A 22,168-nucleotide genomic window follows, 5' to 3' on the forward strand; every position below is an offset into this window, starting at 1 on the left:
CAGCGATGGGGATGAAGAGATGATGAGAACGACGATGAAAACGGCTCTGGGAGCGCTGGCGCTGCTTCCGGGACTGGCGCTGGCGGCCGAACCGGCGGTGGCGGATAAAGCCGACAACGCTTTTATGATGATTTGCACCGCGCTGGTGCTGTTTATGACAATCCCCGGCATTGCGTTGTTCTACGGCGGCCTGATTCGCGGTAAAAACGTGCTCTCAATGCTCACTCAGGTCATTGTGACTTTTGGCCTGGTTTGCGTGCTGTGGGTTATCTATGGCTATACGCTTGCCTTCGGTAGCGGCGGTAGCTTCTTCGGCAGTTTCGACTGGGTGATGCTGAAGAATATTGAACTGAAAGCGCTGATGGGCTCGTTCTATCAATATATTCACGTCGCTTTCCAGGGCTCTTTCGCCTGTATCACCGTAGGCCTGATCGTCGGCGCGCTGGCGGAACGTATTCGTTTCTCCGCGGTACTGATTTTCGTGGTGGTATGGTTAACGCTTTCCTACGTACCGATTGCGCATATGGTGTGGGGCGGCGGTTTGCTGGCGACCCATGGCGCGCTGGACTTCGCCGGTGGTACCGTCGTACACATCAACGCCGCGGTGGCGGGGCTGGTGGGCGCGTATATGATGGGCAAACGCGTGGGCTTTGGCAAAGAAGCGTTTAAACCGCATAACCTGCCGATGGTCTTTACCGGTACGGCGATTCTGTATGTCGGCTGGTTCGGCTTTAACGCCGGTTCCGCAAGCGCGGCCAACGAAATTGCCGCCCTGGCCTTCGTTAATACCGTCGTGGCGACCGCTGGCGCGATTCTGGCCTGGACCTTCGGCGAATGGGCCACCCGCGGCAAACCCTCGCTGCTGGGCGCCTGCTCCGGCGCGATTGCCGGTCTGGTCGGCATTACTCCGGCGTGCGGTTATGTTGGCGTTGGCGGCTCGCTGATTATCGGTATCATCGCCGGACTGGCCGGGCTGTGGGGCGTCACGGTGCTGAAGCGCTGGCTGCGCGTCGATGACCCATGCGATGTGTTTGGCGTTCACGGCGTGTGCGGTATCATCGGTTGTATCCTGACCGGCATCTTCGCCTCTACCACCCTTGGCGGCGTCGGCTATGCGGAAGGCGTAACGATGGGGCATCAGTTGCTGGTACAGCTGGAAAGTATCGGTATTACCGTGGTGTGGTCCGCCGTCGTCGCCTGGATCGGCTTCAAAGTGGCGGCGATGACCGTCGGCCTGCGGGTACCGGAAGAGCAGGAGCGCGAAGGGCTGGACGTCAACAGCCACGGCGAAAACGCCTACAACGCCTGATGTATTGAGCAATCTCCATAAGCGTCAAAGCCTCCCGCATGGGAGGCTTTTTCTTTGCGTGGAATTTATTTCTTACTGAAGCCAGGGATAAAGCGGTCAACATCCACTTCCATAAACTGGCTGCGCTGGAAGTGGGCTTTCATATTCCACGGGACGGTGCAGTCGAAAATGGTTTTACAGGCAATACCGTTATCGCGAATCGATGGGCTGAAGGCCGGGTCGGATGACGGATCCAGCGGATGACAGCGCACGCCGGGGATAAACACGGTGCTGACATCGCCCTGATAGCGGGTGGTCATCGCCCACATCACGTCGTTGATGTCGAAAACGTCGACGTCTTCATCGACCAGCATCACGTGCTTCAGCTCCGAGAAAGCGGAAAACGCCAATAGCGCGGCCTGGCGCTGACGGCCCTCATCGCTGGGGGTGCGTTTCTTCACCTGCAGCACGGCGAGATATTTACCGGTGCCCGGAGAGGGGCAGTGGACGTTTTGCACAAAGCCTGGAAGTGCGCGCTCTACCATTTGCAGAATGCTGGCTTCGGTCGGGATCCCGGCAAGATTGGTATGCTCATCGCTCGGCCCGATACAGGTTTGCAGAATCGGGTGGCGGCGGTGGGTAATCGCTTTGACTTTAATCACCGGCACTTCCGCCTGAGCGCTACCGGTGTAGCCTGGGAACTCCGGCATCGCTTTCCCGCTGTTGGTATTCTGATCTTCGCGTACCCGCACGCCCGGCAGTAGTTCACCTTCAATAACGATTTCGGCATTGGCGATGGCGCGGGCGTTGACGCTCACGCATTCGCTGAGCTCGACGGCCTGATTACGCAGAGCGCCGGCGATGGAGAGCTCATCAAACCCGAGAGGAGTGGTCGGCGGCTCAAAGCAGGCGCCAATTTCAATCGCCGGATCCACGCCGATGCTAATCGAGATAGGCAACGCTTTCCCGGCCGCCTCGGCTTTTTGCCGGAAAGTATCGAGATGACGTCCAGGTACGAAATACATCGAGATTTCGTCTTTGCTCTGTACGCACAGGCGGTGGATGGTGACGTCATGATCGCCGGTTTCCGGATCCGCGGCGTAGCACATGCCGAGGGTAAAGTAGGGGCCGGCGTCTTCCGGGGTGTTGGTCGGCGCCGGCAAAATTTTGAGAATATCGAAATCAGGATCGCTTGCCAGGTGTACCACCTCCTGGCAGGCCGCCTGGTCGCGAGGGATGGTGATTGGGGCGATAGGATTCGCCACGGAGTCTTTGAGCATAAACGCCAGATTTTCCGGCGTGGTGCCAAACAGACGAGCGACGCGCTGGCGTGAACACAGCAGGCCAATAAGCACTCTGACATCATCGTAGCCTTTGACCTTATTAAAGATCATCGCCGGGCCAACGCGGGTCGGGCGCTGTACGGTTCCGTGGGCGCCGACATAGCGGTACACCCCGGAGAGCTCGGCAATGGGGTCAACGGGTTCGTCGGTGTAGATAAGTTCATCATCGTACTGGCTTAGTAGCGCCAAAGCAGAACGCAGATCGGTTACTTTTTGTTGTTCAGACATCATACTTCCTTCAGGTTTCTGGCAATGGCTATTCATTCTCACCAGATACCGATAAGAGTCCAATCACATTTCCCCTTATTTTAATAAGAGATTATTATCAGTGTTTTCGGGAGGACGTGATGGATTATCGACAACTACAGGCATTTACGGTGCTGGCGGAAGAGTTGCACTTTGGCCGGGCGGCGCAGCGTCTGCATATCACGCAACCGGCGCTGACGCAGCAGATTAAAAGTTTTGAGAACGCGCTGGAATTGCGGCTATTTACCCGCGATCGACGCAACGTCGCGCTGACCGCCGAAGGGCAATTTTTGCTGGCCGAGGCGCGGATGATCCTCGGCCACTGCGATAAATTTCGCGAGAATGCGCGCAGTTTGCGGCAGGGGCGCAAAGGGCAGTTGAAAATTGGCTACGTTGGCTCTGCTATTTTCGACCCGGCGTTGAGCGTGTTAATTGGAAATTATCGTCAACGTAAACCCGAAGCCGATCTGCTGATTGAAGAGCATAACGTTAACGACCTGATAACCGGGCTCTTAAGCGATACGGTCGATCTGGCGTTTATCCGCTCGCCAGGCGCGCAATATGATGAACTGGAGTCGCTGGATATTGCGACCCGGCCGCTGGTAGCGGTGGTGCCTCGCCATCATGCGCTCGCCAGCCGGCGCGCTATTCCACTTGCGGCGCTGGCGGAAGAGACGTTTTTCATTCAGCAGGATCCCAGCGGCGTCGGATTGGGGTGGTCAGCCATCAGCGCCTGTCGGCAGGCGGGTTTTACGCCCCGTAAGATTCAGTACACGCGCGATGTCTCCACGGCGATTGGCCAGGTATCGATGGGGATGGGGGTGACGTTGGTGCCCGAGACGCAAAGCGCCATGCTGGTGTCGGAAGTCAGTTATTGCCTGCTGGAAGAGACCTTTGCCGTAACGACGCTCACGTTGTGCTGGCGGCGGCAGAGTCGCAACGGACTTTTGGGGGATTTTATTGCCGATGTTCGCGAACTGCTTGGCCGTTAGGGGGCGAGCGGGCCCGCCGTGGGCCCGTTGCGAATTAGTTATTGCGGTTACGCATGACACCTTCCTGCACCGTCGAGGCGACCAGAATACCGTCCTGGGTATAGAATTCGCCGCGAACAAAGCCACGGGCGCTGGAGGCGGAAGTGCTTTCGACGCTGTACAGCAGCCATTCGTTGATGTTAAACGGGCGGTGGAACCACATTGAGTGGTCGATGGTGGCGACCTGCATACCAGGCTCAAGGAAGCCGACGCCGTGTGGCTGCAGCGCCACCGGCAGGAAATTAAAATCAGACGCGTAGCCCAGCAGCGACTGATGGACGCGAATATCATCCGGTACTACGCCGTTGGCGCGGATCCACACCTGGCGGGTGGGTTCGGCAACGTGGCCTTTTAGCGGGTTATGGAACTCAACCGGGCGAATTTCCAGCGGTTTGTCGCTGAGAAACTTCTCTTTCGCCTGTGGCGGCAGCAGATGCGCCAGCTTACGAGCGATATCGGTTTCAGAGGGCAGGCCTTCCGGTGAAGGCGCTGACGGCATTGCTTTTTGATGTTCGTAGCCCGGTTCCGGCGCCTGGAACGAGGCGGTCATGTAAAAGATGGGTTTACCGTGCTGGATAGCCGCCACCCGGCGAGCGCTGAAGCTGTTGCCGTCTCGTAGTACTTCAACATCATAAACGATAGGTTTCTGGCTATCGCCAGGACGCAGGAAGTAACTATGAAAGGAATGAATAAGGCGGCCCTCAGGCACGGTTTCTTTAGCGGCATACAGCGCCTGACCGACCACCTGGCCGCCGAAGACCTGACGTAAGCCGAGATCTTCGCTCTGCCCGCGAAACAGCCCTTCTTCAATTTTTTCCAGATTTAATAATGCCAGCAGATTGGTTAGAGCCTGACTCATAGATACCCTCAATTATTGATAGCGGCGCTGACGCAGCGCATATTGAGGGCAAGTATAACCTGGAATCTCAAGTGGTCCGATGGGTGTAATAATCTGAATAAATGCCCCTTTCCGGGAATTATTCTGAGATCTGTGCCACACTTATTCACGATACTAATGTCTTAGCCATCGTGATGGCAGGACGTACTCCTGTGACTAAAGGGATGAAAAGGAGAACATAATGAAATTTGCCTATATGTTAAGTGCTATCGCCGTTGCTGCGGCCTTATCCGCCTGTGCGAATAACCCGAACAGCAACGCCGCTCATCAGACGACGGCACCCGATCCTTACGGCATTGCCTCACTGAGCTCCTCGCAGCAACAGCCTAATGTTTCCGGGACTATCAATATTCGCCAACGCGTAGCGTTACCGCCGGATGCGGTACTGACCGTGACGTTGTCCGATGCGTCGCTCGCCGATGCGCCAGCCCGCGTATTGTCGCAAAAAGCGGTCCGCACAGAAGGTAAGCAGGCGCCGTTCAACTTTGTTCTGCCGTATAACCAGGCGGATATCAAACCGAACGCGCGGATCCTGCTGAGTTCGGCGATCACAGTAAATGGCCAACTGATGTTTATTACCGATACCGTACAGACCGTGATTACCCAGGGCGGTAATCGCGCCGATCTGGTGCTGGTGCCGGTGCAGCATGCGCCAGTGCCGGTGGCTAACGATATGGCGCCGATGGCGCAATAAACGTCTTCATGCCCCTGTTCAGGGGCATTTTTTTGCCCTTAATATACCCAGCGATAGCGTTGCAGGTCGATATGACCGCTGCCGGAGACCTGGACGCCTTCCGCCAGCAGCGCCTGGCGTTGGCGCTGAAGGTCGGGGCCGGTCAGAGAAATATCGCCGTGGCGATTCACCACCCGGTGCCATGGCAGGGTTGAGCCTTCCGGTAGGCGCTTTAACACGCCGCCCACCTGACGCGCCGCGCGCGGTGAACCCGCCAGCAGAGCGACATCGCCATAGGTGGTGACATACCCCTCTGGAATTGAGGCGACTATCTGCCAGACCCGCTGGGGAAAGCTGTCGTGGGCGTCCTCCATCATCACTCCTTCGCGTGAGAAAAGCCCAGAATAAGCGCTAGCCCGCGTGCTGTACAGCCGTCAAAGGACGGTGAATTCCAGCGCCAGCCCGAGGATCTGCATACCGTGAATATTGTCATGCGGGCTGGTAGCGATCAGGCTTTCAAGAAATTTCAGCCGCTGTGATTGCGCATTGATAATCAGTTTGCCGCGCAGCGTCGGGTATTTGAGTGATGAAATGGGATAGACCACCTTGCCTTTGACCTCAACGGGCAGCTTACGCAGCTCGACGTGTTGCAACACGCCCACCGTGGAAAAGAGCAGGGCGACGGGGGTCACTGATAACAACGGCGCGGGACTGACGCTGACGAAATCCAGCAGCAGCTCGGGGCGTAGAAAATTCATGCCGTGAAAGGGTACGGTTACGCCATCAATGGCGGGCATGGGCAAGGTGGTGGTGGGGCGTGGCGATTGAGTCATGCGATTACCGTAGCGGCTACACGTTGAAAAGATACAGGACGAATAAGTATGGCGGGTTGCGGTAAAGTGTGCCGCGATGGGGCTCGCAATCTTTTTCATTGCTGGGACGTATGGCCTTGTGAAGGCACTATTTGCTGTGAAATCCAACGTTTTGCGTAATAAACCAGCAGCTGGACGCGAGTGGCTTGCAATTCAGGAGTGCTATAGGGATAATGCGCCAGCGCGTTGGTTATCAACGCTCTCAATGGGGGCTCTGTTGGTTCTCCCGCAACGCTACTCTGTTTACCAGGTCAGGTCCGGAAGGAAGCAGCCAGAGCAGACGACGTGTGTGCCGGGATGTAGCTGGCAGGGTCCCCACCCAATTCTGGCGGTCCTGATTTAATTTCCCTTCATTTGATGTGCTTTTATTCTCTGCTACCATTATAGGCAGCTTCACCTCATTTATTGTTTTACGTGATTAAAACGACTCTTTTTCATTCCTTAATTTTGCATTGTCATAAATATGAAATAATAATGACATACTAATGTCATCTTCATGTCATATATAATGGGCAAATTATTTCCTGGAATTACCAGATATTATTAAGGATAAATAATATCTCTGGATCAAGATGTTAACTTCGTGTATTAATTATGATGATTTTATTGCACGGGAAGCGTGATCATGACCACAGTAGTTCTGAATGTGAAAATTGACGCAGAGTTAAAAGATAAACTGCGTCATTATGCGGAAGTGAATAACGAGAATTTAGGCACGGCTACGGAGAAGCTGCTGCAATTGGCGCTTGCGGCCATTGATTCAGCAGACGAGGCGGGGGTTTCGCATGAGGATATTGATAACCAGCATACCGAAGAGGAAGCGTCGCCGTTAACCCCTAAAGAAATCAAAGCATTACGAAAACTTCTGAAGAAGAAAAGATGAAACAACAATTCTCTACAGCCAGCAGTTACAGTGAAGCCTGTGACCTGCTGCGTTCCGGGTACGTTAAGCACGTGCGCCTGAACTGGAATATCGGTAGTGATGAGTTTTTTCGCATTGCTTCCGACTGGTGTGAAACCGGCGCAAAAATTAAAAAAGATGACGATGGCTTTATTATTTCGCTAAAAGGTTTTCCTATTCCGCGCCAGCATTAATGAAATCACTACACCGCTGTCATCGTAATGACATGCGGCGTGGGCAAGATGGAACTGCAATTTTATAAAACATCTCATATTCATCATGGATGGTGGTTTTTGACGGGCTGATCGCAGCCCGTCGATATTTTATTATATAATTTTACGTGTTCTCGCCATTTCTTTCTGTTGCGTAAGAGTCTGCCACAGCGGTTGTAAAATGCTGAAGGCGTTGCGCAATTCCGTATCTGGTAGCGTGAAAGGCAAACGTAAATAACGGTCGAAGGCACCTTCCAGACCGAATCGCGTACCGGTGCCGATATGAATGCCGGCATTCTCAGCGCGCACCGAGAACTGCGTTGCCAACATCTCCGGCAGCTCCACCCAAAACGATAGCCCGCCCTCGGGGACGGAAAAGCGCCAGTGGGGAAAATATTCCGCCATCAACGCAGCGCACATATCACGACGCGCGGCCAGCATTGCCCGCCGTTGCGGCAACAGTGTTTGTTCGTTCTCAAGTAGCCAACAACAAGCCAGCTGTTCCAGCAGCGGCGAACCGAGATCGAGCGTATCCCGCGCCTGGATGAGCGAGGCAATAGTCCGCGCCGGGGCGCGGATCCAGCCAATTCGCAGTCCTCCCCAGAACGTTTTACCCGCTGAACCAATAGTGATTATTGGCGCTTCCGGATTGAAAGCCGCCAGCGGCGCCGGCGGCGGGGCGTTGTACCATAAATCGACCATCGTTTCGTCGGCGACCAGCGTCGTTCGCGTGCTGGCGGCCAAATCGGCGACGCGCTGCCGGGTTTCGCTATCCATGCAGCGACCGGTGGGATTATGAAAATCCGGCATCATAAAGGCCAGCCGCGGCGAAGTTTGCGCAATGGTCGCCGCCAGGCCGTCGCAGTCCCAGCCCTTTTCCGGTAACGCGACGCCTACCGGTCGGCAGGAGGCGCCGCGAATAGCGTTAATCGCCATCGGGTAAGAGGGCGCGTCAACCACCACCCGGTCGCCAGGCCCGGTTAACAGACGCAGTACCAGGGCAAATCCGCTCAGCGCGCCATTCACAATCATCACTTCATCCGCCTGCGTCGGCAGGCCGCGTTCGCTATAGCGGCGGGCAATGACTGCGCGCAAATCGACTAACCCCTGCTGATCATACCCGGTATAGGACAAATACTGCGGCATCAGCGTCAGCGCGTGGCTGTAGGCTTGATGAATCTCCGGTCCGGCGCTGAGGGCGGCGGTGGCGAGATTGACCGATGGCGCCGAAAGCGTCTGCTCGCCGGGAAGTAGCGGACCGGCAGGTAGCGCAATGCGTGAACCACTCCCCTGGCGACTTTGCAGATAGCCTTCTTCTCGCAATAACCCCAGCGCGCTGGCGATAGTGGTGCGGCTAACATTTAGCGCCGTCGCCAGTTCTCGTTCGCCGGGCAGACGGGTCTCCAGCGCCAGCCGTCCATCGAGGATCAACAGACGCAGCGCTTCCGCCAGCTGCCGCCACAGCGGCGCGCGCGAGGAAGGGGACTGCCAGTTGCCGAGCAGGCGTACCAGTGATTGTGTTCCAAAACGACGTACTGACATAGCGATCCACTTTTAAAAAACTGGCCATTAATTACCAATCCATTTTTGCTGATGATGGGGGCATTCGCAATACATACTGAGGTGTTTATGGTCCGTCGCTTGCTACAACTTTATATTGGTCTGGTTCTCTATGGCGTGTCGACGGCGTTATTCGTCCATGCCAACCTCGGGGCCGATCCGTGGGATGTGTTTCATCTGGGGGTGGCGAAACAGCTTAATATCAGTTTCGGCACGGTGATTATTGTGACCGGCGCCGCGGTGCTGCTGCTGTGGATCCCGCTGCGTCAGATGCCGGGTCTCGGTACCATTAGCAATGTCATCGTGCTTGGCCTTGCTGCCGATGCCACGCTCGCGGTACTTCCGCCGCTGGAATCGCTGCCCGCGCGTAGTCTGCTGCTAGCCGGCGCGGTAGTGATGAATGCGATAGCTACCGGGATGTATATCGGCGCCGGTTTTGGTCCCGGGCCGCGTGATGGCCTGATGACCGGATTGCATGCGCGAACCGGCTGGTCTTTGCGTGGTATCCGTACCGCCATCGAAGTCTCGGTGCTGCTAATTGGCTGGCTGCTGGGCGGCAAAGTAGGGGTCGGCACCGTGGTTTACGCCTTTGCTATCGGCCCGCTGATCCAGCTGTTTTTACCCTGGTTCCGTCAACCGCGGCCAGTCAGCGCGGCGGTGAAAAGCCGGGAGCTGGCGTCCTGAAATCGCCGTTCGCGATAGCAGCGACTAAACTTATCACTCAGACGCCGACGGATATGCCGCCGGCGCTGTTCACTTCGGAGACTCACTCATGAAGTATGTTGATGGTTTTGTCGTTGCCGTCCCTGCGGAAAATAAGGAGGCATACCGCGAACTGGCAGCAAAATCGGCGCCGCTATTTAAAGAGTTTGGCGCCACGCGCGTGGTGGAGTGTTGGTCGGATGATGTCCCGGAAGGGAAGCTGACGGATTTCCGCATGTCGGTTAAAGCGCAGGCGGATGAGGAAGTGGTTTTCAGTTGGATCGAGTACCCGTCTAAGGAGATCAGGGATGCGGCCAATGCGAAAATGATGAGCGACCCGCGGATCAAAGCGCTTAGCGATAGCTTGCCTTTTGACGGCAAGCGTATGATCTTCGGTGGGTTTGCGCCGATTCTTGACGAGTAAATCCGGCGGCGCGACTGGTTGCCAGCGCGCCGCACATGAATTAATGCGCTTTAATATTATGTTCCGCCCACTGAACAAATTCCTCTTTCGGTAGCGCCTTACAATACAGCCAGCCTTGCGCGTAATTGACGCCATGCGCGCGCAGCCAGTCGCGCTGAGCGGGCGTTTCCACCCCTTCGGCGACAATCGCCAGATTCAGCGCCTTCGCCATCTCAATGATATGCGGCGTCAGCGGCTTATATTCCAGCGTATCGACAAATGACTTGTCGATCTTCAGCGTATCCACATCCAGCGTCTGCAGGTAGCTGAGGCTGGAATAGCCGGTGCCGAAATCATCGATCGAGATCCGGTGTCCCGCCTGGCGATAGCCAATAATTACCGGCAGGGTGGTTTGCGGATCGACAAAACCGCGTTCGGTAAGCTCAAGAGGGATCTGTTCCGCATTGACTCCCCAGCGCGCCAGCTGCTCCTTGAGTAGCGTGGGTAATGTAGGCGAGCGCAGGTCATCAACCGACAGATTTATGGAGACATGCATCTGCGGATGTTGGCGCAGCCAGGGGCCGAGGTCGGCGAAGATTTTGCGCACAATATCTTCGGTCAACCGGGTGATAAGCCCGGTTTGCTCAGCCAGCGGGATAAAGATATCGGGTGATAAAAAAGTGCCATCCGGCTGCTGCCAGCGGGCCAGCGCTTCTGCGCCGGCGATTTTGCCATCTTCCAGCGAGACTATCGGCTGATAGTAAACCTGGATGGCATCGGATTGCAGCGCATCCAGCATGCCATAACGTGGCGAACGTAATCTGCGCAGCAGGCGTAGAAGTAAAAAAGAGGTCAACAGGCTGGTAAAGAGCCCTATCGGCAGCCATAACAGCAGCTGCTGGCGAAGGCGCGCATCCAGGGGCTGCGTGGACGACCAACTTGCGACGCCAAGACCCAGTTCCGGGATAATATGCACGCGATAGACGGTGTCATTCAGCGTTAGCGTCTCGCTATGGAGGTTTTTAATTCGCGTCCAAACCGCGGGATCGAGAGGTTGGCTGCTGATCACCACCTGATCGTGCTCAGAGCCGAATAATATCGTATGGATCTTTTCCTGGCCGCTGGCAATAACATCAATAAATGATATCGGGTCGATCATCACAATATGATTTTTGTTGCCGAAGGCGGTCATGCGATGTTGCAGGCCGAGGTCATTGATCGAGGTAAGCCAGGTACTGTAGCCGTCGGCGGTCACGTGATCGGGTTGTGGGAATGTCACTGAAACCCGATGATCTTCAAGTGATGAGCACATCGGTACCGAATTACGCAACCATAGTACCTCCTGCACGTAGCGATGGGTGTAGGCAATGCGGCGCATATTCAGCAAATGTTCTGGTGAACAGGCGGTGGCGCTGTGAGCATCGGCTTCTTGTAATGCTTCTTTGGCCTGAGTGGCGACCTGTTCCACGCGCATCACAATACGCTTTGAGTAGTGGTCGAGCTCGCTATAAAACTGCGCCTGCGCCTGACGCATTGCCAGCCAGATGCTTAGGGCGATGGGGAGTACGATAGCGAGAATAAGCACCCCTGTAACCAGACTCATTAAATGGCGAGTCGTCATGGGTATGTCCTTATTTTAACGGGGATTGCACAGAGTATACGCGAAAGCGGAAAAAAGACTCGGATCGCGAATACCGCGATTTGGAGGGGAGGGGGCCGCAAATCATCGTCCATTGAGGCTCCGCGTGGTGCTCGTTGAAGCCGCTAATTTCGTATGGTTGATCTTTAGCTATGAACGGTGTACCTTAATTGTTATGTTATAACATATTGATTGAGGTTCGCCATGAAAGCTAATATTCATCCGCACTACCGTACCGTCGTTTTCCACGATACGAGCGTGAACGAGTACTTCAAAGTGGGATCCACCATTAAAACCGAGCGTGAGATTGAACTGGATGGCGTGACCTATCCGTATGTCACCTTAGATGTTTCGTCTAAATCCCATCCGTATTACACCGGTAAGCAGAAAACGCATGCCACCGAAGGTAGCGCCGCCCGTTTCCGTCAGCGCTTCGGTGGTTTTATTGATGCCAAAAGGAGCTAAATATGCAGGTACTGAACTCATTGCGTAGCGCTAAACAGCGCCACCCGGATTGCCAGATAGTGAAACGCAAAGGGCGGTTGTACGTTATCTGCAAAAGTAACCCGCGCTTTAAAGCGGTGCAGGGGCGTAAAAAACGGCGTTAATTCGTAGGCTTGCGAAAGCTCTCCAGCGTGCGATATTGCTGGCCGTTGGCATCAAAATTACCGGCGGCCAGCCACTGACGCATTGCGCTATCCACCTGCGGCCACTCGCTATCAATAATGGAAAACCAGTCGGTATCGCGATTGTGGCCTTTTATCACCAGCGCTTGTCGAAAGCGCCCCTCGAACTGAAAGCCTAAGCGCAGCGCCGCGCGCCGCGATGGTTCATTCAGGCTATTGCATTTCCACTCATAGCGGCGGTAGCCGAGCGACTCAAAGACATAACGCATCAGCAGCCACTGTGCTTCGGTGGCCATTGCTTTGCGGCTTAGCAGCGGCGAAAAGTGAACATGGCCGACTTCAACGACGCCGTTTTTGGCGTCAATACGCATCAGCGCTAGCGATCCGACCGGTTGCCCACTGCGTTCATCAATCACCGCGAAGTGAAGCGGATCGTTTAGCTCGCTGATGCTGGCAATCCAGGCGCTGAACTCGGCAACGCTGTTTTCCGGTTCACGCAAAAGCCAGGTCCAGGCGCGGGTATCAGGCGCCTGTCGATAGGCGTTGAACAGCGCTTGCGCGTGTTTAACGGCAAGCGGTTCCAGGCGGCATGACTGTCCTTGCAAGGTCTGGCGCTGCGGCCAGGGACGCGGCTGCCAGTCAGGTAAAGCGTCGCCAACGAGTTGGTTAAATTGGTTGTATTGCGTCATCGGTCAAGTCCTGTTTGCGGGAAGAGTCCTGAGATTAAACGTCTACTGGTTCCATAAAAAGGGCCATAAGGGTATCTTTTGATGGTGCCACGAGGAGCCATGATGAATATTCCGGACGATGCTTTTTTTACCCTGCTGACGCGCGGGATACAGCAGCGGGGAGACGCGACGCTACAGCGCGCGCTCTATCAGGCGCTGCGCGAGGCCATTTTACAGGGCGAGCTACTCAGTCATAGCCGGTTGTCGGGGGCGCGCGTTATTGCTCAGCGTGCTGGCGTATCGCGCAATACCGTGAACAGCGCGCTAGAACAGCTGGCGATAGAGGGATATCTGATCCGCAGTCGTCAGGGGACTTATGTCGCGGCGCTCAATACGCTGGTGGAAAGCGAACCGACGCCGCCAAAGGTTGTGTTACCTGAGCGCTTGCGCGCACTACCGCTGCCGGGGCGACGGGATTCGCCGGCACTGTTGCTGACTACCGGCATGCCCGCGGTGAACTACTTCCCGCTGGCTATCTGGCGCCGTTTGCTCGATCGGGTGCTGCGCGAGGACGGCAGCACGATTCTTGGGTATGGGGAGGCGGCCGGTGAACCGGCGCTGCGCGAGGCGATTGCCCGTCATCTGACCTTATCCCGGGGCATTCGCTGCACAGCGCGGCAAATTGTGATCACTGAAGGCGCGCTGGAGGGGGTTAATCTTTGCACGCATCTGCTGAGCGAGGCGGGGGATACCGCCTGGGTCGAAGAGCCCGGTTATTTCGGCGCCAAAAGCGTGTTTATTAAAGCCGGTCTGCAAATAAAGGGAATTGCGGTTGATAGCGATGGCATGCGGCCAGATACCGCGGAAGAGCGGGCGCCGAGGCTTATTTTTACCTCACCTTCGCACCAGTATCCGAGCGGGGCGGTGATGAGCGCCGGGCGCCGTCTGGCGTTGCTGGAGTATGCCCGCCAGCATGATGCGTGGATTATTGAAGATGACTATGACAGCGAGTTTCGCTACAGCGGCGAACCCATTCAGGCGATGCTCGGCATGGTGGCGCAGGCGCCGGTGGTTTACCTTGGTACCTTCAGTAAAACGCTCTTCCCGTCACTTAGGATAGGATTTGCAGTAATGCCTCCGGCGCTGGCCGAGGCGGCGCAGGAGGCGATCGGCGCGCTGTTGCGCGGCGGCCATCGGCTGGAGCAGCGTGCGCTGGCGCTGTTCATCGAAGAGGGGCATTATGCGCGCCATCTGGCTTCAATGCGCCGGTTGTATCGTCGGCGTCAGCAGCTGTTACGCGAGGCGGTCGCAAGCGAATTCGCGCTGGCGAATGAGATTTGGGGCGGAGAGGGCGGGCTGCATTTAACCGTCGCCATTGATGGCATCGACGATGTGCAAATTGTCGAGCAGGCGCGACGTTATCAAATGGCACCAGCGGCGCTAAGCCGCTTTTATCTTAACCAGCAGACCGCGCGTAGCGGCCTGGTGTTGGGATATGGTAATACATCAGCGGCGCATTTCGTACCGGCGCTGCGGACGTTGAACCGGCTAATCAAGCAGCAACGCGGGTCAAGGTGAAAACATCGTAGAACGAGAGTTCACCTTTCGTGGCGATCATTTTCTGCAGTTGGGCTTTCTGCTCATGAGCGACCTGCGGCGATTGCAGAATACCGTCAATCAGCTGCTCAGGGACGAAACGGGTGTTATACCATTCGCCGTTATAACAGACGCGAAAATCGAGCACGTCGATATCTTCATAACGGTAACGCGGGTAGACGTCAAAGAAGAAAAAGCCGTTCAACAGAACAAACAGGACGACCAGCAGCCATACGGAATCAACCAGCGTCTCAGAGCGCAGCATGACGACGAGAGTGGCCAAAAAGGCGGCGTACATGGCGACAAATAGCCACGGGTGATTGCGAATAAAACTGATACTAAAACGCGGGCGATTATCGCGTTTTTCTTTTTCGTTCAGTTCCTCAATGGTGTTGGTTAGCAGGCGCTGTATTTCTGTCATTTTAATCCCCGAATTCTTCGTAGAGCCCGGCATTTCAGGCTCTACGGCTCAGTTTGGCAGTTATTTTATGTTGCCGGAGACTGGGGTTAAAGTAACAGATCAGTTACAGAAAAGCATAACAGTTACTATTATTCGGTTAATAGCTGCTTGATGATTTTTGCAGGATTACCGCCGACCACCGCATTGGCCGGCACATCTTTCACCACCACGGCGCCGGATGCGATAACCGCGTTGTCGCCGATTGTTACGCCGGGGTTGATAACCGCCCGGCCGCCAATCCACACGTTATGGCCGATAACCACCGGTTTTCCGTACTCAATACCGCTATTGCGTTCCGTCGGATCCAGTGGATGGGTGGCGGTATAGATATGCACGCCCGGCGCCAGCATACAGTTATCGCCAATCCGGATCGGGCAAACATCGAGCATCACGCAGTCAAAGTTAGCGTAAAAATTGGCGCCGAGGCTGATGTTATAGCCGTAATCGCAGCGGAAAGTGGGTTCAATATAGGCGTCGGTCGCCTTGCCAAAAAGTTCAGCCAGCAGCGTGGCGCGTATTTCGCGTTCATCCGGCACAGAGTGATTGTAACGGTGCAGTACCTGCCTGGCGTGCAGGCGGTCTGCTTTTAAGGTGGCGTCTCCAGCCAGATATGGCTCGCCGGCGATCATTTTCCTTTTCTCTTCGCTCATGGTCTTCTCCTGGTTAAAGAAGAAACAGTATAAAGCGAAACCGGTTTCATATGCAGCAATACGGGACTCAGACGTTTAATATTCTGATCAATCCCTGTTGAGGTGCCGTTGTATTAATGACAGAAAATGAACTAGCGGATAAATTTCCATACTGAAGTTGGGATTTTGTCGTATAGCTTATTCATGGTCAATTCAGCAAGACGATGATCGGCTGCTGAGTAAAATACCGCCAATTCATTGTCGGAAAGTTCATATTTATTCTTTTCAATTACGCGCTCCAGCGTATCAATTGTCTGACAGCGGCGTAAACGCATCAAATAGTCTGTTTTAGTTAATGGTTTACCAGACATCATTTCACCTTTTGAATGTAATAATTCTAACAAGAAAGACTCGCCGGGTTCTCCCGGCTGGCGTTGACAAAGCATCGGAATAGGCGATTGCCTGATTTGCGCCATTTTTGGAGATCGCTTGTGTTTATGCCATAACTACTGAACAGCATAAAAGTGTCATCCAGGTATTCGTCAAGCTGAGAAATCAGCTTATTATCCTCAGCATACTTAATTTTATAATTAAGCGCGTAAGTTGCTATGTGCTCGATCAATTCATTTAATTGAAGATTCACCGCCGAAGTGGGGTCGTTAACCCAGCCGCGGTTGCTCTCTTCCAGGTTTGCAAGGCAGTCATGATACAGGGTTTCGCAGAGATATCTAAGCTGCGCGATATCATGTCTTTTTGGCGAGTACTCGTCCATAACACATCCCCTTGTAAGTGGTTTAAACGACGACTAACAAACACCGTTGTGGGATGAAGACCAGGCTCAAACATTGTAATCCTGTGATTTAACTATAATCCAGTCTCAAAAACATTTCACCGTGCTATTACGAAAAATTACAATAAATACGGTTAATTTATCTTAAAAAAACAGATCCTATTATACGGATTCCTTTTATGTTTGGCGAAACTGGAACGTCAGCCTTATATATCATCAGTTTATCTGATTGACGCCTGCCTGCAGCGAGAAGGTTGTCGGGAAGTTGTTGGTGATTAAGAATATTCTGAATAAAGCCTGATGGTGAAGCCGATAACGGAAATCTTGATAAAGATAGAACAACGTTCATCAATGTATATTATATGTCAGAACGTAAAATAAACAATAACAATGTGTGCGTTTAAATACCCCTAAAGAAAAAGGGCCGCAAACGCGGCCCTTAGCTTAAGCAAGATTAATGATGCTCAACCGGATGGTTATGCTCAATATCTTCAGTTTTCTTACTGAAGCGGCGACGAACCACCACGAAGAACACCGGCACGAAGAAGATCGCCAGAACCGTCGCGGTCACCATCCCGCCCATTACGCCGGTACCGACAGCGTTCTGCGCGCCGGAACCTGCGCCTGAGCTGATAACCAGTGGCATTACCCCGAGGATAAACGCCAGAGAGGTCATCAGGATTGGGCGCAGACGCATACGAACCGCTTCCAGCGTCGCTTCAATCAGGCCTTTGCCTTCTTTTTCCATCAGGTCTTTGGCGAATTCAACGATAAGTATCGCGTTCTTCGCCGACAGGCCGATGGTCGTCAGCAGGCCGACCTGGAAGTAAACGTCGTTAGTCAGCCCGCGGAAGGTTGCCGCTAACAGCGCGCCAACAACACCCAACGGTACCACCAGCATGACGGAGAACGGAATCGACCAGCTCTCGTACAACGCCGCCAGACACAGGAAGACGACGATAAGCGAGATAGCGTACAGCGCCGGGGCCTGGTTGCCTGACAGGCGTTCCTGATAGGACATACCGGTCCAGTCGTAGCCGACGCCAGAAGGCAGTTTGCTTGCCAGCTGTTCCATCATCGCCATCGCTTCACCCGTACTGCGGCCCGGGGCTGCCTGACCGAGGATTTCCATCGATGGCAGACCGTTGTAACGCTCCAGACGCGGTGAACCATATTCCCAGTGGGAAGTGGAGAAGGCGGAGAACGGCACCATTTGGCCATCGCTGCCGCGTACATACCAGTTGCCGATATCTTCTGGCAGCATACGGTATTTCGCTTCAGACATGACGTACACTTTCTTCACGCGACCGCGGTCGATGAAGTCGTTGACGTAGCTGCCGCCCCACGCTGCGCCGAGGGTGGTGTTAATGTCGCTAATTGAAACACCCAGCGCCTGCGCTTTTTCCTGATCGATATCGATCTTGAACTGCGGCGTATCTTCCAGGCCGTTAGGACGCACGCCGACCAGCAGATCGGGATGCTGCGCGACCATACCAAACAGCTGGTTACGCGCCTGAGTTAATTTCTCATGCCCTAAACCACCCTGATCGATAAGCTGGAAGTCAAAGCCGGTAGCGGTACCCAGTTCGACGATCGCCGGCAGGTTAAAGGCGAAGACCATCGCATCTTTAATCTGCGAGAAACGGGCCATCGCGCGACCGGTAATCGCTTCAACTTTGTTTTCTGAACCCGGGCGTTCGCTCCAGTCTTTTAACGACACGAAGGCGATACCGGTGTTCTGACCGCGACCTGCAAAACCAAAACCGTTAACCGCGAACACCGATTCAACGTTGTTCTTCTCTTTGGTCAGGTAGTAGTCAGTCATCTCGTCGAGGACTTTCTGCGTACGTTCCTGACTCGCGCCCGCCGGAAGCTGCGCCATACTCAAGAACACGCCCTGGTCTTCGTCCGGCAAGAAGGAGCTTGGCAGACGAACGAACAGGTAGGCCATACCGACGACGATAATCAGATACAGCACCAGGTAACGACCGGTACTACGCAGAATGTTGCCTACGCTGTCGGTGTAATGGTGCGTGCTCTTATCGAACATGCGGTTAAACCAGCCAAAGAAGCCTTTGTGCTCGCCATGGCCGCCTTTCTGAATCGGTTTCAGCATGGTGGCGCACAGCGCTGGCGTCAGAATCAGCGCTACCAGTACCGACAGCGCCATCGCGGAAACGATAGTGATCGAGAACTGGCGATAAATCGCGCCGGTTGAACCGCCGAAGAAGGCCATCGGGATAAATACCGCAGACAGCACCATCGCGATACCGACCAGCGCGCCCTGAATCTGACCCATCGACTTACGGGTCGCTTCTTTCGGCGGCAATCCTTCCTCCGCCATTACGCGCTCGACGTTTTCTACTACCACGATGGCGTCATCCACCAGCAAGCCGATGGCCAGCACCATCCCGAACATCGTCAGGGTGTTTATCGAGAAGCCAAACACCGCCAGGATGGCGAATGTCCCAAGCAATACCACCGGTACTGCAATGGTCGGGATCAGCGTGGCGCGGAAGTTCTGCAGGAACAGATACATGACCAGGAACACCAGGATGATCGCTTCCACCAGCGTTTTTACCACTTCATGAATAGAGATTTTCACGAACGGGGTAGTATCGTACGGGTAGACGATTTTCAGGCCTGACGGGAAGTACGGTTCCATCTTCGCCAGCTCGGCACGGATGGCGTTGGCGGTATCCAGGGCGTTAGCGCCGGTGGCCAGTTTAATCCCCAGACCGGAAGCCGGTTGGCCGTTAAACTTCGCGATGATGTCGTAGTTTTCGCCGCCGAGCTCAACTTTCGCCACGTCGCGCAGACGAACCTGTGAACCATCCTGATTGACTTTCAGCAGAATCTTACTGAATTCATCAGCGGAAGTCAGACGCGTCTGGGCGATGATCGAGGCGTTCAACTGCTGGCCTTTCACCGGCGGCGTACCGCCTAACTGACCTGCCGCGACCTGGGCGTTCTGCGCTTTAATGGCGTTGATGACATCTACCGGAGTCAACTGGAAGTTGTTTAGCTTCGTCGGGTCCATCCAGATACGCATCGCGTACTGGGAACCGAACAGCTGAACGTCGCCGACGCCGGAGGTACGGCTGATGGCATCCTTCATATTGGCGCCCACGTAGTCGGAAATATCCTCCTGCGTCATGGTGCCGTTAGTGTTGATAACCCCGACAACCATCAGGAAGCTACTGGAGGATTTCTCCACGCTCACGCCCTGTTGTTGTACTTCCTGCGGCAGCAGCGGCATCGCCAGCTGCAGCTTATTCTGCACCTGTACCTGGGCGATATCTGCGTCAGTACCGGACTGGAAGGTAAGGGTGATCTGCACCGTACCGGTGGAGTCACTGTTTGAGGACATGTACATCAGGTTATCGATACCGTTCATGTTCTGTTCGATAACCTGTGTCACGGTATCCTGCACCGTTTTCGCATCAGCCCCCGGGTAGGTGGCCGAGATCGTCACTGCTGGCGGCGCAATCGTTGGATATTGCGCCACGGGGAGTTTCATAATTGAAAGCCCCCCGGCCAACATGATGATTATGGCGATCACCCATGCAAATATGGGGCGATCGATAAAGAAATTAGGCATGTCTTAACGGCTCCTGTTTAAGTTAAGACTTGGTTTGTTCAGACTGAGCGTTCGCGTTGCCGGCGGTTTGCTGTTGGTTGTCTGAAGCTACTTCCTGCGCTTTTACCTGTACGCCTGGTTTGACTTTTTGCAGGCCAGCGACGATCACGCGATCGCCTGATTTCAGACCCTCGGTCACTAACCACTTATCGCCGATAGCCTGAGTTGCGGTGACCTGGCGAACTTCAACTTTGTCGCCTTCGCCGACCACCATTACGCTGGCATCGCCGCGCGGGGTACGGGTAACGCCCTGTTGTGGAACCAGCAGCGCATCCGGGTTAATACCTTCTTCCAGACGTGCGCGGACGAACATCCCTGGCAGCAGAGTGTGGTCCGGGTTCGGGAAGATAGCGCGCAGCGTGATAGAACCGGTGGTCTGGTCAACGGTAACATCGGAGAATTCCAGCGTACCCTCTTGCGGGTACTTCAGGCCGTCATTGGTGACCAGTTCGACTTTGGCCTTACCGTTTTCCTGCTTCAGTTTACCGTTCGCCAGTTCCTGTTTCAGACGCAGGAAATCGTTGCTCGATTGGGTAACGTCAACATAGATAGGATCCAACTGCTGAACGGTAGCCAGCGCGGTAGTTTGCCCGTTTTGCACCAGCGCGCCTTCGGTGACCGTAGATTTACCGATGCGTCCGCTGATTGGCGAAGTCACTTTGGTATAAGCCAGATTGATACGCGCAGTTTCAACAGCAGCCTTGGCGGCAACGACGGCGGCGTTGCTTTGCTGAGCATCGGCAACGGCTGAATCATATTCTTGTTGGCTGATGTATTTGGTACCAACCAGTTTCTGGTAGCGTTTAACCGTCAACTGAGCGATGTTTGCGGCGGCCTGGGCTTTCGCTAAGTCGCCTTTGGCGCTTTCATAGCTTGCCTGATAGGTTGCCGGATCGATCTGATAAAGAGACACCCCCGCCTGAATATCGCTGCCTTCAGTGAAGTTACGTTTCAGAATAATGCCACTTACCTGAGGACGGACTTCTGCGACACGATAAGCATTGGTACGACCAGGAAGTTCAGTGGTGATTTGTAGAGGTGCGGATTTGAGCGTGACAATACCGACTTCCGGCATTTGCTGGGCTCCTTGTTGAGCCGGTTTATCGTCACATCCTGTTAGCGCTAAGCTGCCTGAGAGCATCAGAACGACCGCCAGAGGCGTTAACCCTCTGTTTTTGTTCATATGTAAACCTCGAGTGTCCAATTTCAAATTTTCAGTGGCTCAAACGTCCACAAACCCACTTCAGTCTTTCTATTATGGTCATGCTATGGTACATACATTCACAAATGTATGTAAACGCAACCTCTGTAAAGTCATCAACCTATGGCACGAAAAACCAAACAACAGGCACTTGAAACCCGGCAACTGATTCTTGACGTTGCCCTGCGTTTGTTTTCGCAGCAAGGCGTATCATCTACCTCGTTGGCCGCGATTGCAAAAGCTGCCGGAGTGACCAGGGGCGCGATTTACTGGCATTTCAAAAACAAATCCGATCTGTTTAATGAAATATGGAGTCTCTCTGACGCCAGCATTAGCGATCTCGAAGTTGAGTATCGGGCAAAATTCCCTAACGATCCACTGTCAGTTGTTCGCGAAATACTGGTCTATATCCTCGAAGCGACGGTAGTAGAGGAACGTAGACGCCTGATGATGGAAATCATCTTCCATAAATGCGAATTTGTCGGAGAAATGGCCGTTGTCCAACAAGCACAGCGCAGTTTATGGCTTGAAAGCTACGATCGTATTGAGCAAACATTAAAAGAGTGTATCACTGCTCAACAATTACCTGCGAATTTACTCACTCGCCGTGCGGCAATTCTGATGCGCAGTTATCTTTCCGGATTAATGGAAAATTGGCTCTTTGCGCCCGAGACCTTTAATCTCCATGCGGAAGCCCGCGCTTATGTAGACACGCTCATTGAGATGTACCAAACCTGTCCATCGTTGCGTAGCCCGTCTGCAATTGTGGCCTGACGACCAGCAGTAAATA

General features: G+C 54.3%; 24 protein-coding genes and 1 other RNA gene. 12 read left to right on the top strand and 13 right to left on the bottom strand.

What is annotated here, in order from left to right; all coding sequences use genetic code 11:
- The first annotated feature begins 19 nt into the window (after positions 1-19).
- Positions 20-1,309: an ammonium transporter AmtB gene (gene amtB / locus ACSEMK_RS00775; protein WP_020079462.1), complete on the top strand. Its 1,290-nt coding sequence runs from the start codon at positions 20-22 to the stop codon at positions 1,307-1,309.
- Positions 1,310-1,374: 65 nt separating this feature from the next.
- Here the strand turns inward: amtB and ACSEMK_RS00780 are convergent, their stop codons facing one another.
- Positions 1,375-2,859 carry a UbiD family decarboxylase gene (locus tag ACSEMK_RS00780; protein WP_087860368.1) on the bottom strand — a complete coding sequence of 495 codons (1,485 nt, stop codon included), beginning with the start codon at positions 2,857-2,859 and terminating at the stop codon, positions 1,375-1,377.
- Between the two features lie 119 nt (positions 2,860-2,978).
- Here ACSEMK_RS00780 and ACSEMK_RS00785 point away from each other — a divergent pair, with 119 nt between their 5' ends.
- Positions 2,979-3,869: a LysR substrate-binding domain-containing protein gene (locus ACSEMK_RS00785; protein WP_213317112.1), complete on the top strand. Its 891-nt coding sequence runs from the start codon at positions 2,979-2,981 to the stop codon at positions 3,867-3,869.
- A 34-nt stretch (positions 3,870-3,903) separates the two neighbouring features.
- On the opposite strand, the gene tesB is transcribed toward ACSEMK_RS00785, so the two are convergent.
- Entirely contained in the window at positions 3,904-4,767 is an 864-nt protein-coding gene (gene tesB, locus ACSEMK_RS00790) for an acyl-CoA thioesterase II (RefSeq protein ID WP_087860366.1), read from the bottom strand.
- A gap of 220 nt (positions 4,768-4,987) precedes the next feature.
- On the opposite strand from tesB, the gene ACSEMK_RS00795 reads away from it, so the two are divergent.
- Positions 4,988-5,500: a YbaY family lipoprotein gene (locus ACSEMK_RS00795; protein WP_020079459.1), complete on the top strand. Its 513-nt coding sequence runs from the start codon at positions 4,988-4,990 to the stop codon at positions 5,498-5,500.
- A gap of 38 nt (positions 5,501-5,538) precedes the next feature.
- Here ACSEMK_RS00795 and ACSEMK_RS00800 read toward each other — a convergent pair whose 3' ends face one another.
- Positions 5,539-5,853 carry an MGMT family protein gene (locus ACSEMK_RS00800; RefSeq protein WP_087860365.1) on the bottom strand — a complete coding sequence of 105 codons (315 nt, stop codon included), beginning with the start codon at positions 5,851-5,853 and terminating at the stop codon, positions 5,539-5,541.
- Positions 5,854-5,913: 60 nt separating this feature from the next.
- Positions 5,914-6,312: a hypothetical protein gene (locus ACSEMK_RS00805; protein ID WP_032705506.1), complete on the bottom strand. Its 399-nt coding sequence runs from the start codon at positions 6,310-6,312 to the stop codon at positions 5,914-5,916.
- 254 nt (positions 6,313-6,566) lie between these two features.
- Between ACSEMK_RS00805 and ffs the strand changes: the two genes are divergently transcribed.
- The 3 genes from ffs to ACSEMK_RS00820 all read left to right on the top strand — a co-directional run bounded on the left by ffs (position 6,567) and on the right by ACSEMK_RS00820 (position 7,446).
- Positions 6,567-6,663, top strand: an RNA gene (gene ffs, locus ACSEMK_RS00810) — signal recognition particle sRNA small type.
- A gap of 313 nt (positions 6,664-6,976) precedes the next feature.
- Complete coding sequence (locus ACSEMK_RS00815) at positions 6,977-7,234, top strand: hypothetical protein (RefSeq protein WP_015367929.1); 258 nt, start codon at positions 6,977-6,979, stop codon at positions 7,232-7,234.
- Positions 7,231-7,446 carry a hypothetical protein gene (locus ACSEMK_RS00820; RefSeq protein ID WP_015367928.1) on the top strand — a complete coding sequence of 72 codons (216 nt, stop codon included), beginning with the start codon at positions 7,231-7,233 and terminating at the stop codon, positions 7,444-7,446. Before ACSEMK_RS00815 ends, ACSEMK_RS00820 begins: the two co-directional genes overlap by 4 nt.
- A gap of 132 nt (positions 7,447-7,578) precedes the next feature.
- Here the strand turns inward: ACSEMK_RS00820 and ACSEMK_RS00825 are convergent, their stop codons facing one another.
- Positions 7,579-9,006 carry a PLP-dependent aminotransferase family protein gene (locus ACSEMK_RS00825; protein WP_087860364.1) on the bottom strand — a complete coding sequence of 476 codons (1,428 nt, stop codon included), beginning with the start codon at positions 9,004-9,006 and terminating at the stop codon, positions 7,579-7,581.
- An 87-nt stretch (positions 9,007-9,093) separates the two neighbouring features.
- Between ACSEMK_RS00825 and ACSEMK_RS00830 the strand changes: the two genes are divergently transcribed.
- On the top strand, positions 9,094-9,708 hold the full coding sequence (locus ACSEMK_RS00830; RefSeq protein WP_087860363.1) for a YczE/YyaS/YitT family protein: 615 nt from the start codon (positions 9,094-9,096) through the stop codon (positions 9,706-9,708).
- Between the two features lie 88 nt (positions 9,709-9,796).
- Entirely contained in the window at positions 9,797-10,150 is a 354-nt protein-coding gene (locus ACSEMK_RS00835) for a DUF1428 domain-containing protein (protein WP_015367925.1), read from the top strand.
- A gap of 40 nt (positions 10,151-10,190) precedes the next feature.
- Here the strand turns inward: ACSEMK_RS00835 and ACSEMK_RS00840 are convergent, their stop codons facing one another.
- The gene (locus ACSEMK_RS00840; RefSeq protein WP_271032004.1) at positions 10,191-11,750 is read right to left on the bottom strand and encodes an EAL domain-containing protein; all 1,560 of its coding nucleotides are present in this window, start codon (positions 11,748-11,750) and stop codon (positions 10,191-10,193) included.
- Between the two features lie 222 nt (positions 11,751-11,972).
- Here ACSEMK_RS00840 and ACSEMK_RS00845 point away from each other — a divergent pair, with 222 nt between their 5' ends.
- Positions 11,973-12,233 (top strand): type B 50S ribosomal protein L31, encoded by a 261-nt coding sequence (locus ACSEMK_RS00845; RefSeq protein ID WP_015367923.1) that lies wholly within the window; start codon positions 11,973-11,975, stop codon positions 12,231-12,233.
- A 2-nt stretch (positions 12,234-12,235) separates the two neighbouring features.
- Positions 12,236-12,376, top strand: coding sequence for a type B 50S ribosomal protein L36 (gene ykgO, locus ACSEMK_RS00850; RefSeq protein ID WP_003859006.1), 141 nt, complete (start codon positions 12,236-12,238; stop codon positions 12,374-12,376).
- Here the strand turns inward: ykgO and ACSEMK_RS00855 are convergent.
- Positions 12,373-13,083 (bottom strand): GNAT family N-acetyltransferase, encoded by a 711-nt coding sequence (locus ACSEMK_RS00855; protein WP_087860360.1) that lies wholly within the window; start codon positions 13,081-13,083, stop codon positions 12,373-12,375. The genes ykgO and ACSEMK_RS00855 overlap by 4 nt on opposite strands.
- Positions 13,084-13,185: 102 nt before the next feature.
- On the opposite strand from ACSEMK_RS00855, the gene ACSEMK_RS00860 reads away from it, so the two are divergent.
- Entirely contained in the window at positions 13,186-14,640 is a 1,455-nt protein-coding gene (locus ACSEMK_RS00860; protein ID WP_430914479.1) for a PLP-dependent aminotransferase family protein, read from the top strand.
- Here ACSEMK_RS00860 and ACSEMK_RS00865 read toward each other — a convergent pair.
- From ACSEMK_RS00865 to acrA, 6 genes are all read right to left on the bottom strand, one after another.
- Entirely contained in the window at positions 14,615-15,079 is a 465-nt protein-coding gene (locus ACSEMK_RS00865) for a YlaC family protein (protein WP_087860358.1), read from the bottom strand. The two genes, ACSEMK_RS00860 and ACSEMK_RS00865, sit on opposite strands and share 26 nt — an antisense overlap.
- Positions 15,080-15,207: 128 nt before the next feature.
- The gene (gene maa, locus ACSEMK_RS00870) at positions 15,208-15,768 is read right to left on the bottom strand and encodes a maltose O-acetyltransferase (protein WP_213317116.1); all 561 of its coding nucleotides are present in this window, start codon (positions 15,766-15,768) and stop codon (positions 15,208-15,210) included.
- 131 nt (positions 15,769-15,899) lie between these two features.
- The gene (locus tag ACSEMK_RS00875; protein WP_015367918.1) at positions 15,900-16,118 is read right to left on the bottom strand and encodes an HHA domain-containing protein; all 219 of its coding nucleotides are present in this window, start codon (positions 16,116-16,118) and stop codon (positions 15,900-15,902) included.
- Between the two features lie 26 nt (positions 16,119-16,144).
- Entirely contained in the window at positions 16,145-16,519 is a 375-nt protein-coding gene (gene tomB, locus ACSEMK_RS00880; RefSeq protein WP_271032005.1) for an Hha toxicity modulator TomB, read from the bottom strand.
- A 472-nt stretch (positions 16,520-16,991) separates the two neighbouring features.
- On the bottom strand, positions 16,992-20,138 hold the full coding sequence (acrB, locus tag ACSEMK_RS00885; RefSeq protein ID WP_015704610.1) for a multidrug efflux RND transporter permease subunit AcrB: 3,147 nt from the start codon (positions 20,136-20,138) through the stop codon (positions 16,992-16,994).
- 22 nt (positions 20,139-20,160) lie between these two features.
- Complete coding sequence (gene acrA, locus ACSEMK_RS00890) at positions 20,161-21,360, bottom strand: multidrug efflux RND transporter periplasmic adaptor subunit AcrA (protein WP_087860356.1); 1,200 nt, start codon at positions 21,358-21,360, stop codon at positions 20,161-20,163.
- Between the two features lie 141 nt (positions 21,361-21,501).
- Here acrA and acrR point away from each other — a divergent pair, with 141 nt between their 5' ends.
- On the top strand, positions 21,502-22,152 hold the full coding sequence (gene acrR, locus ACSEMK_RS00895) for a multidrug efflux transporter transcriptional repressor AcrR (RefSeq protein ID WP_045393528.1): 651 nt from the start codon (positions 21,502-21,504) through the stop codon (positions 22,150-22,152).
- Positions 22,153-22,168: the final 16 nt, after the last annotated feature.

Origin of the sequence: Klebsiella sp. K-3, assembly GCF_051207495.1 — a bacterium.
Lineage (GTDB): Bacteria > Pseudomonadota > Gammaproteobacteria > Enterobacterales > Enterobacteriaceae > Klebsiella > Klebsiella aerogenes.

What these genes read in the sequence shown, in the direction of transcription:
- amtB (WP_020079462.1), top strand. Translation starts at nt 20, where the DNA reads ATGATGAGAACGACGATGAAAACGGCTCTGGGAGCGCTGGCGCTGCTT.
- ACSEMK_RS00780 (WP_087860368.1), bottom strand. Translation starts at nt 2,859, where the DNA reads ATGTCTGAACAACAAAAAGTAACCGATCTGCGTTCTGCTTTGGCGCTA.
- ACSEMK_RS00785 (WP_213317112.1), top strand. Translation starts at nt 2,979, where the DNA reads ATGGATTATCGACAACTACAGGCATTTACGGTGCTGGCGGAAGAGTTG.
- tesB (WP_087860366.1), bottom strand. Translation starts at nt 4,767, where the DNA reads ATGAGTCAGGCTCTAACCAATCTGCTGGCATTATTAAATCTGGAAAAA.
- ACSEMK_RS00795 (WP_020079459.1), top strand. Translation starts at nt 4,988, where the DNA reads ATGAAATTTGCCTATATGTTAAGTGCTATCGCCGTTGCTGCGGCCTTA.
- ACSEMK_RS00800 (WP_087860365.1), bottom strand. Translation starts at nt 5,853, where the DNA reads ATGGAGGACGCCCACGACAGCTTTCCCCAGCGGGTCTGGCAGATAGTC.
- ACSEMK_RS00805 (WP_032705506.1), bottom strand. Translation starts at nt 6,312, where the DNA reads ATGACTCAATCGCCACGCCCCACCACCACCTTGCCCATGCCCGCCATT.
- ACSEMK_RS00815 (WP_015367929.1), top strand. Translation starts at nt 6,977, where the DNA reads ATGACCACAGTAGTTCTGAATGTGAAAATTGACGCAGAGTTAAAAGAT.
- ACSEMK_RS00820 (WP_015367928.1), top strand. Translation starts at nt 7,231, where the DNA reads ATGAAACAACAATTCTCTACAGCCAGCAGTTACAGTGAAGCCTGTGAC.
- ACSEMK_RS00825 (WP_087860364.1), bottom strand. Translation starts at nt 9,006, where the DNA reads ATGTCAGTACGTCGTTTTGGAACACAATCACTGGTACGCCTGCTCGGC.
- ACSEMK_RS00830 (WP_087860363.1), top strand. Translation starts at nt 9,094, where the DNA reads ATGGTCCGTCGCTTGCTACAACTTTATATTGGTCTGGTTCTCTATGGC.
- ACSEMK_RS00835 (WP_015367925.1), top strand. Translation starts at nt 9,797, where the DNA reads ATGAAGTATGTTGATGGTTTTGTCGTTGCCGTCCCTGCGGAAAATAAG.
- ACSEMK_RS00840 (WP_271032004.1), bottom strand. Translation starts at nt 11,750, where the DNA reads ATGACGACTCGCCATTTAATGAGTCTGGTTACAGGGGTGCTTATTCTC.
- ACSEMK_RS00845 (WP_015367923.1), top strand. Translation starts at nt 11,973, where the DNA reads ATGAAAGCTAATATTCATCCGCACTACCGTACCGTCGTTTTCCACGAT.
- ykgO (WP_003859006.1), top strand. Translation starts at nt 12,236, where the DNA reads ATGCAGGTACTGAACTCATTGCGTAGCGCTAAACAGCGCCACCCGGAT.
- ACSEMK_RS00855 (WP_087860360.1), bottom strand. Translation starts at nt 13,083, where the DNA reads ATGACGCAATACAACCAATTTAACCAACTCGTTGGCGACGCTTTACCT.
- ACSEMK_RS00860 (WP_430914479.1), top strand. Translation starts at nt 13,186, where the DNA reads ATGAATATTCCGGACGATGCTTTTTTTACCCTGCTGACGCGCGGGATA.
- ACSEMK_RS00865 (WP_087860358.1), bottom strand. Translation starts at nt 15,079, where the DNA reads ATGACAGAAATACAGCGCCTGCTAACCAACACCATTGAGGAACTGAAC.
- maa (WP_213317116.1), bottom strand. Translation starts at nt 15,768, where the DNA reads ATGAGCGAAGAGAAAAGGAAAATGATCGCCGGCGAGCCATATCTGGCT.
- ACSEMK_RS00875 (WP_015367918.1), bottom strand. Translation starts at nt 16,118, where the DNA reads ATGTCTGGTAAACCATTAACTAAAACAGACTATTTGATGCGTTTACGC.
- tomB (WP_271032005.1), bottom strand. Translation starts at nt 16,519, where the DNA reads ATGGACGAGTACTCGCCAAAAAGACATGATATCGCGCAGCTTAGATAT.
- acrB (WP_015704610.1), bottom strand. Translation starts at nt 20,138, where the DNA reads ATGCCTAATTTCTTTATCGATCGCCCCATATTTGCATGGGTGATCGCC.
- acrA (WP_087860356.1), bottom strand. Translation starts at nt 21,360, where the DNA reads ATGAACAAAAACAGAGGGTTAACGCCTCTGGCGGTCGTTCTGATGCTC.
- acrR (WP_045393528.1), top strand. Translation starts at nt 21,502, where the DNA reads ATGGCACGAAAAACCAAACAACAGGCACTTGAAACCCGGCAACTGATT.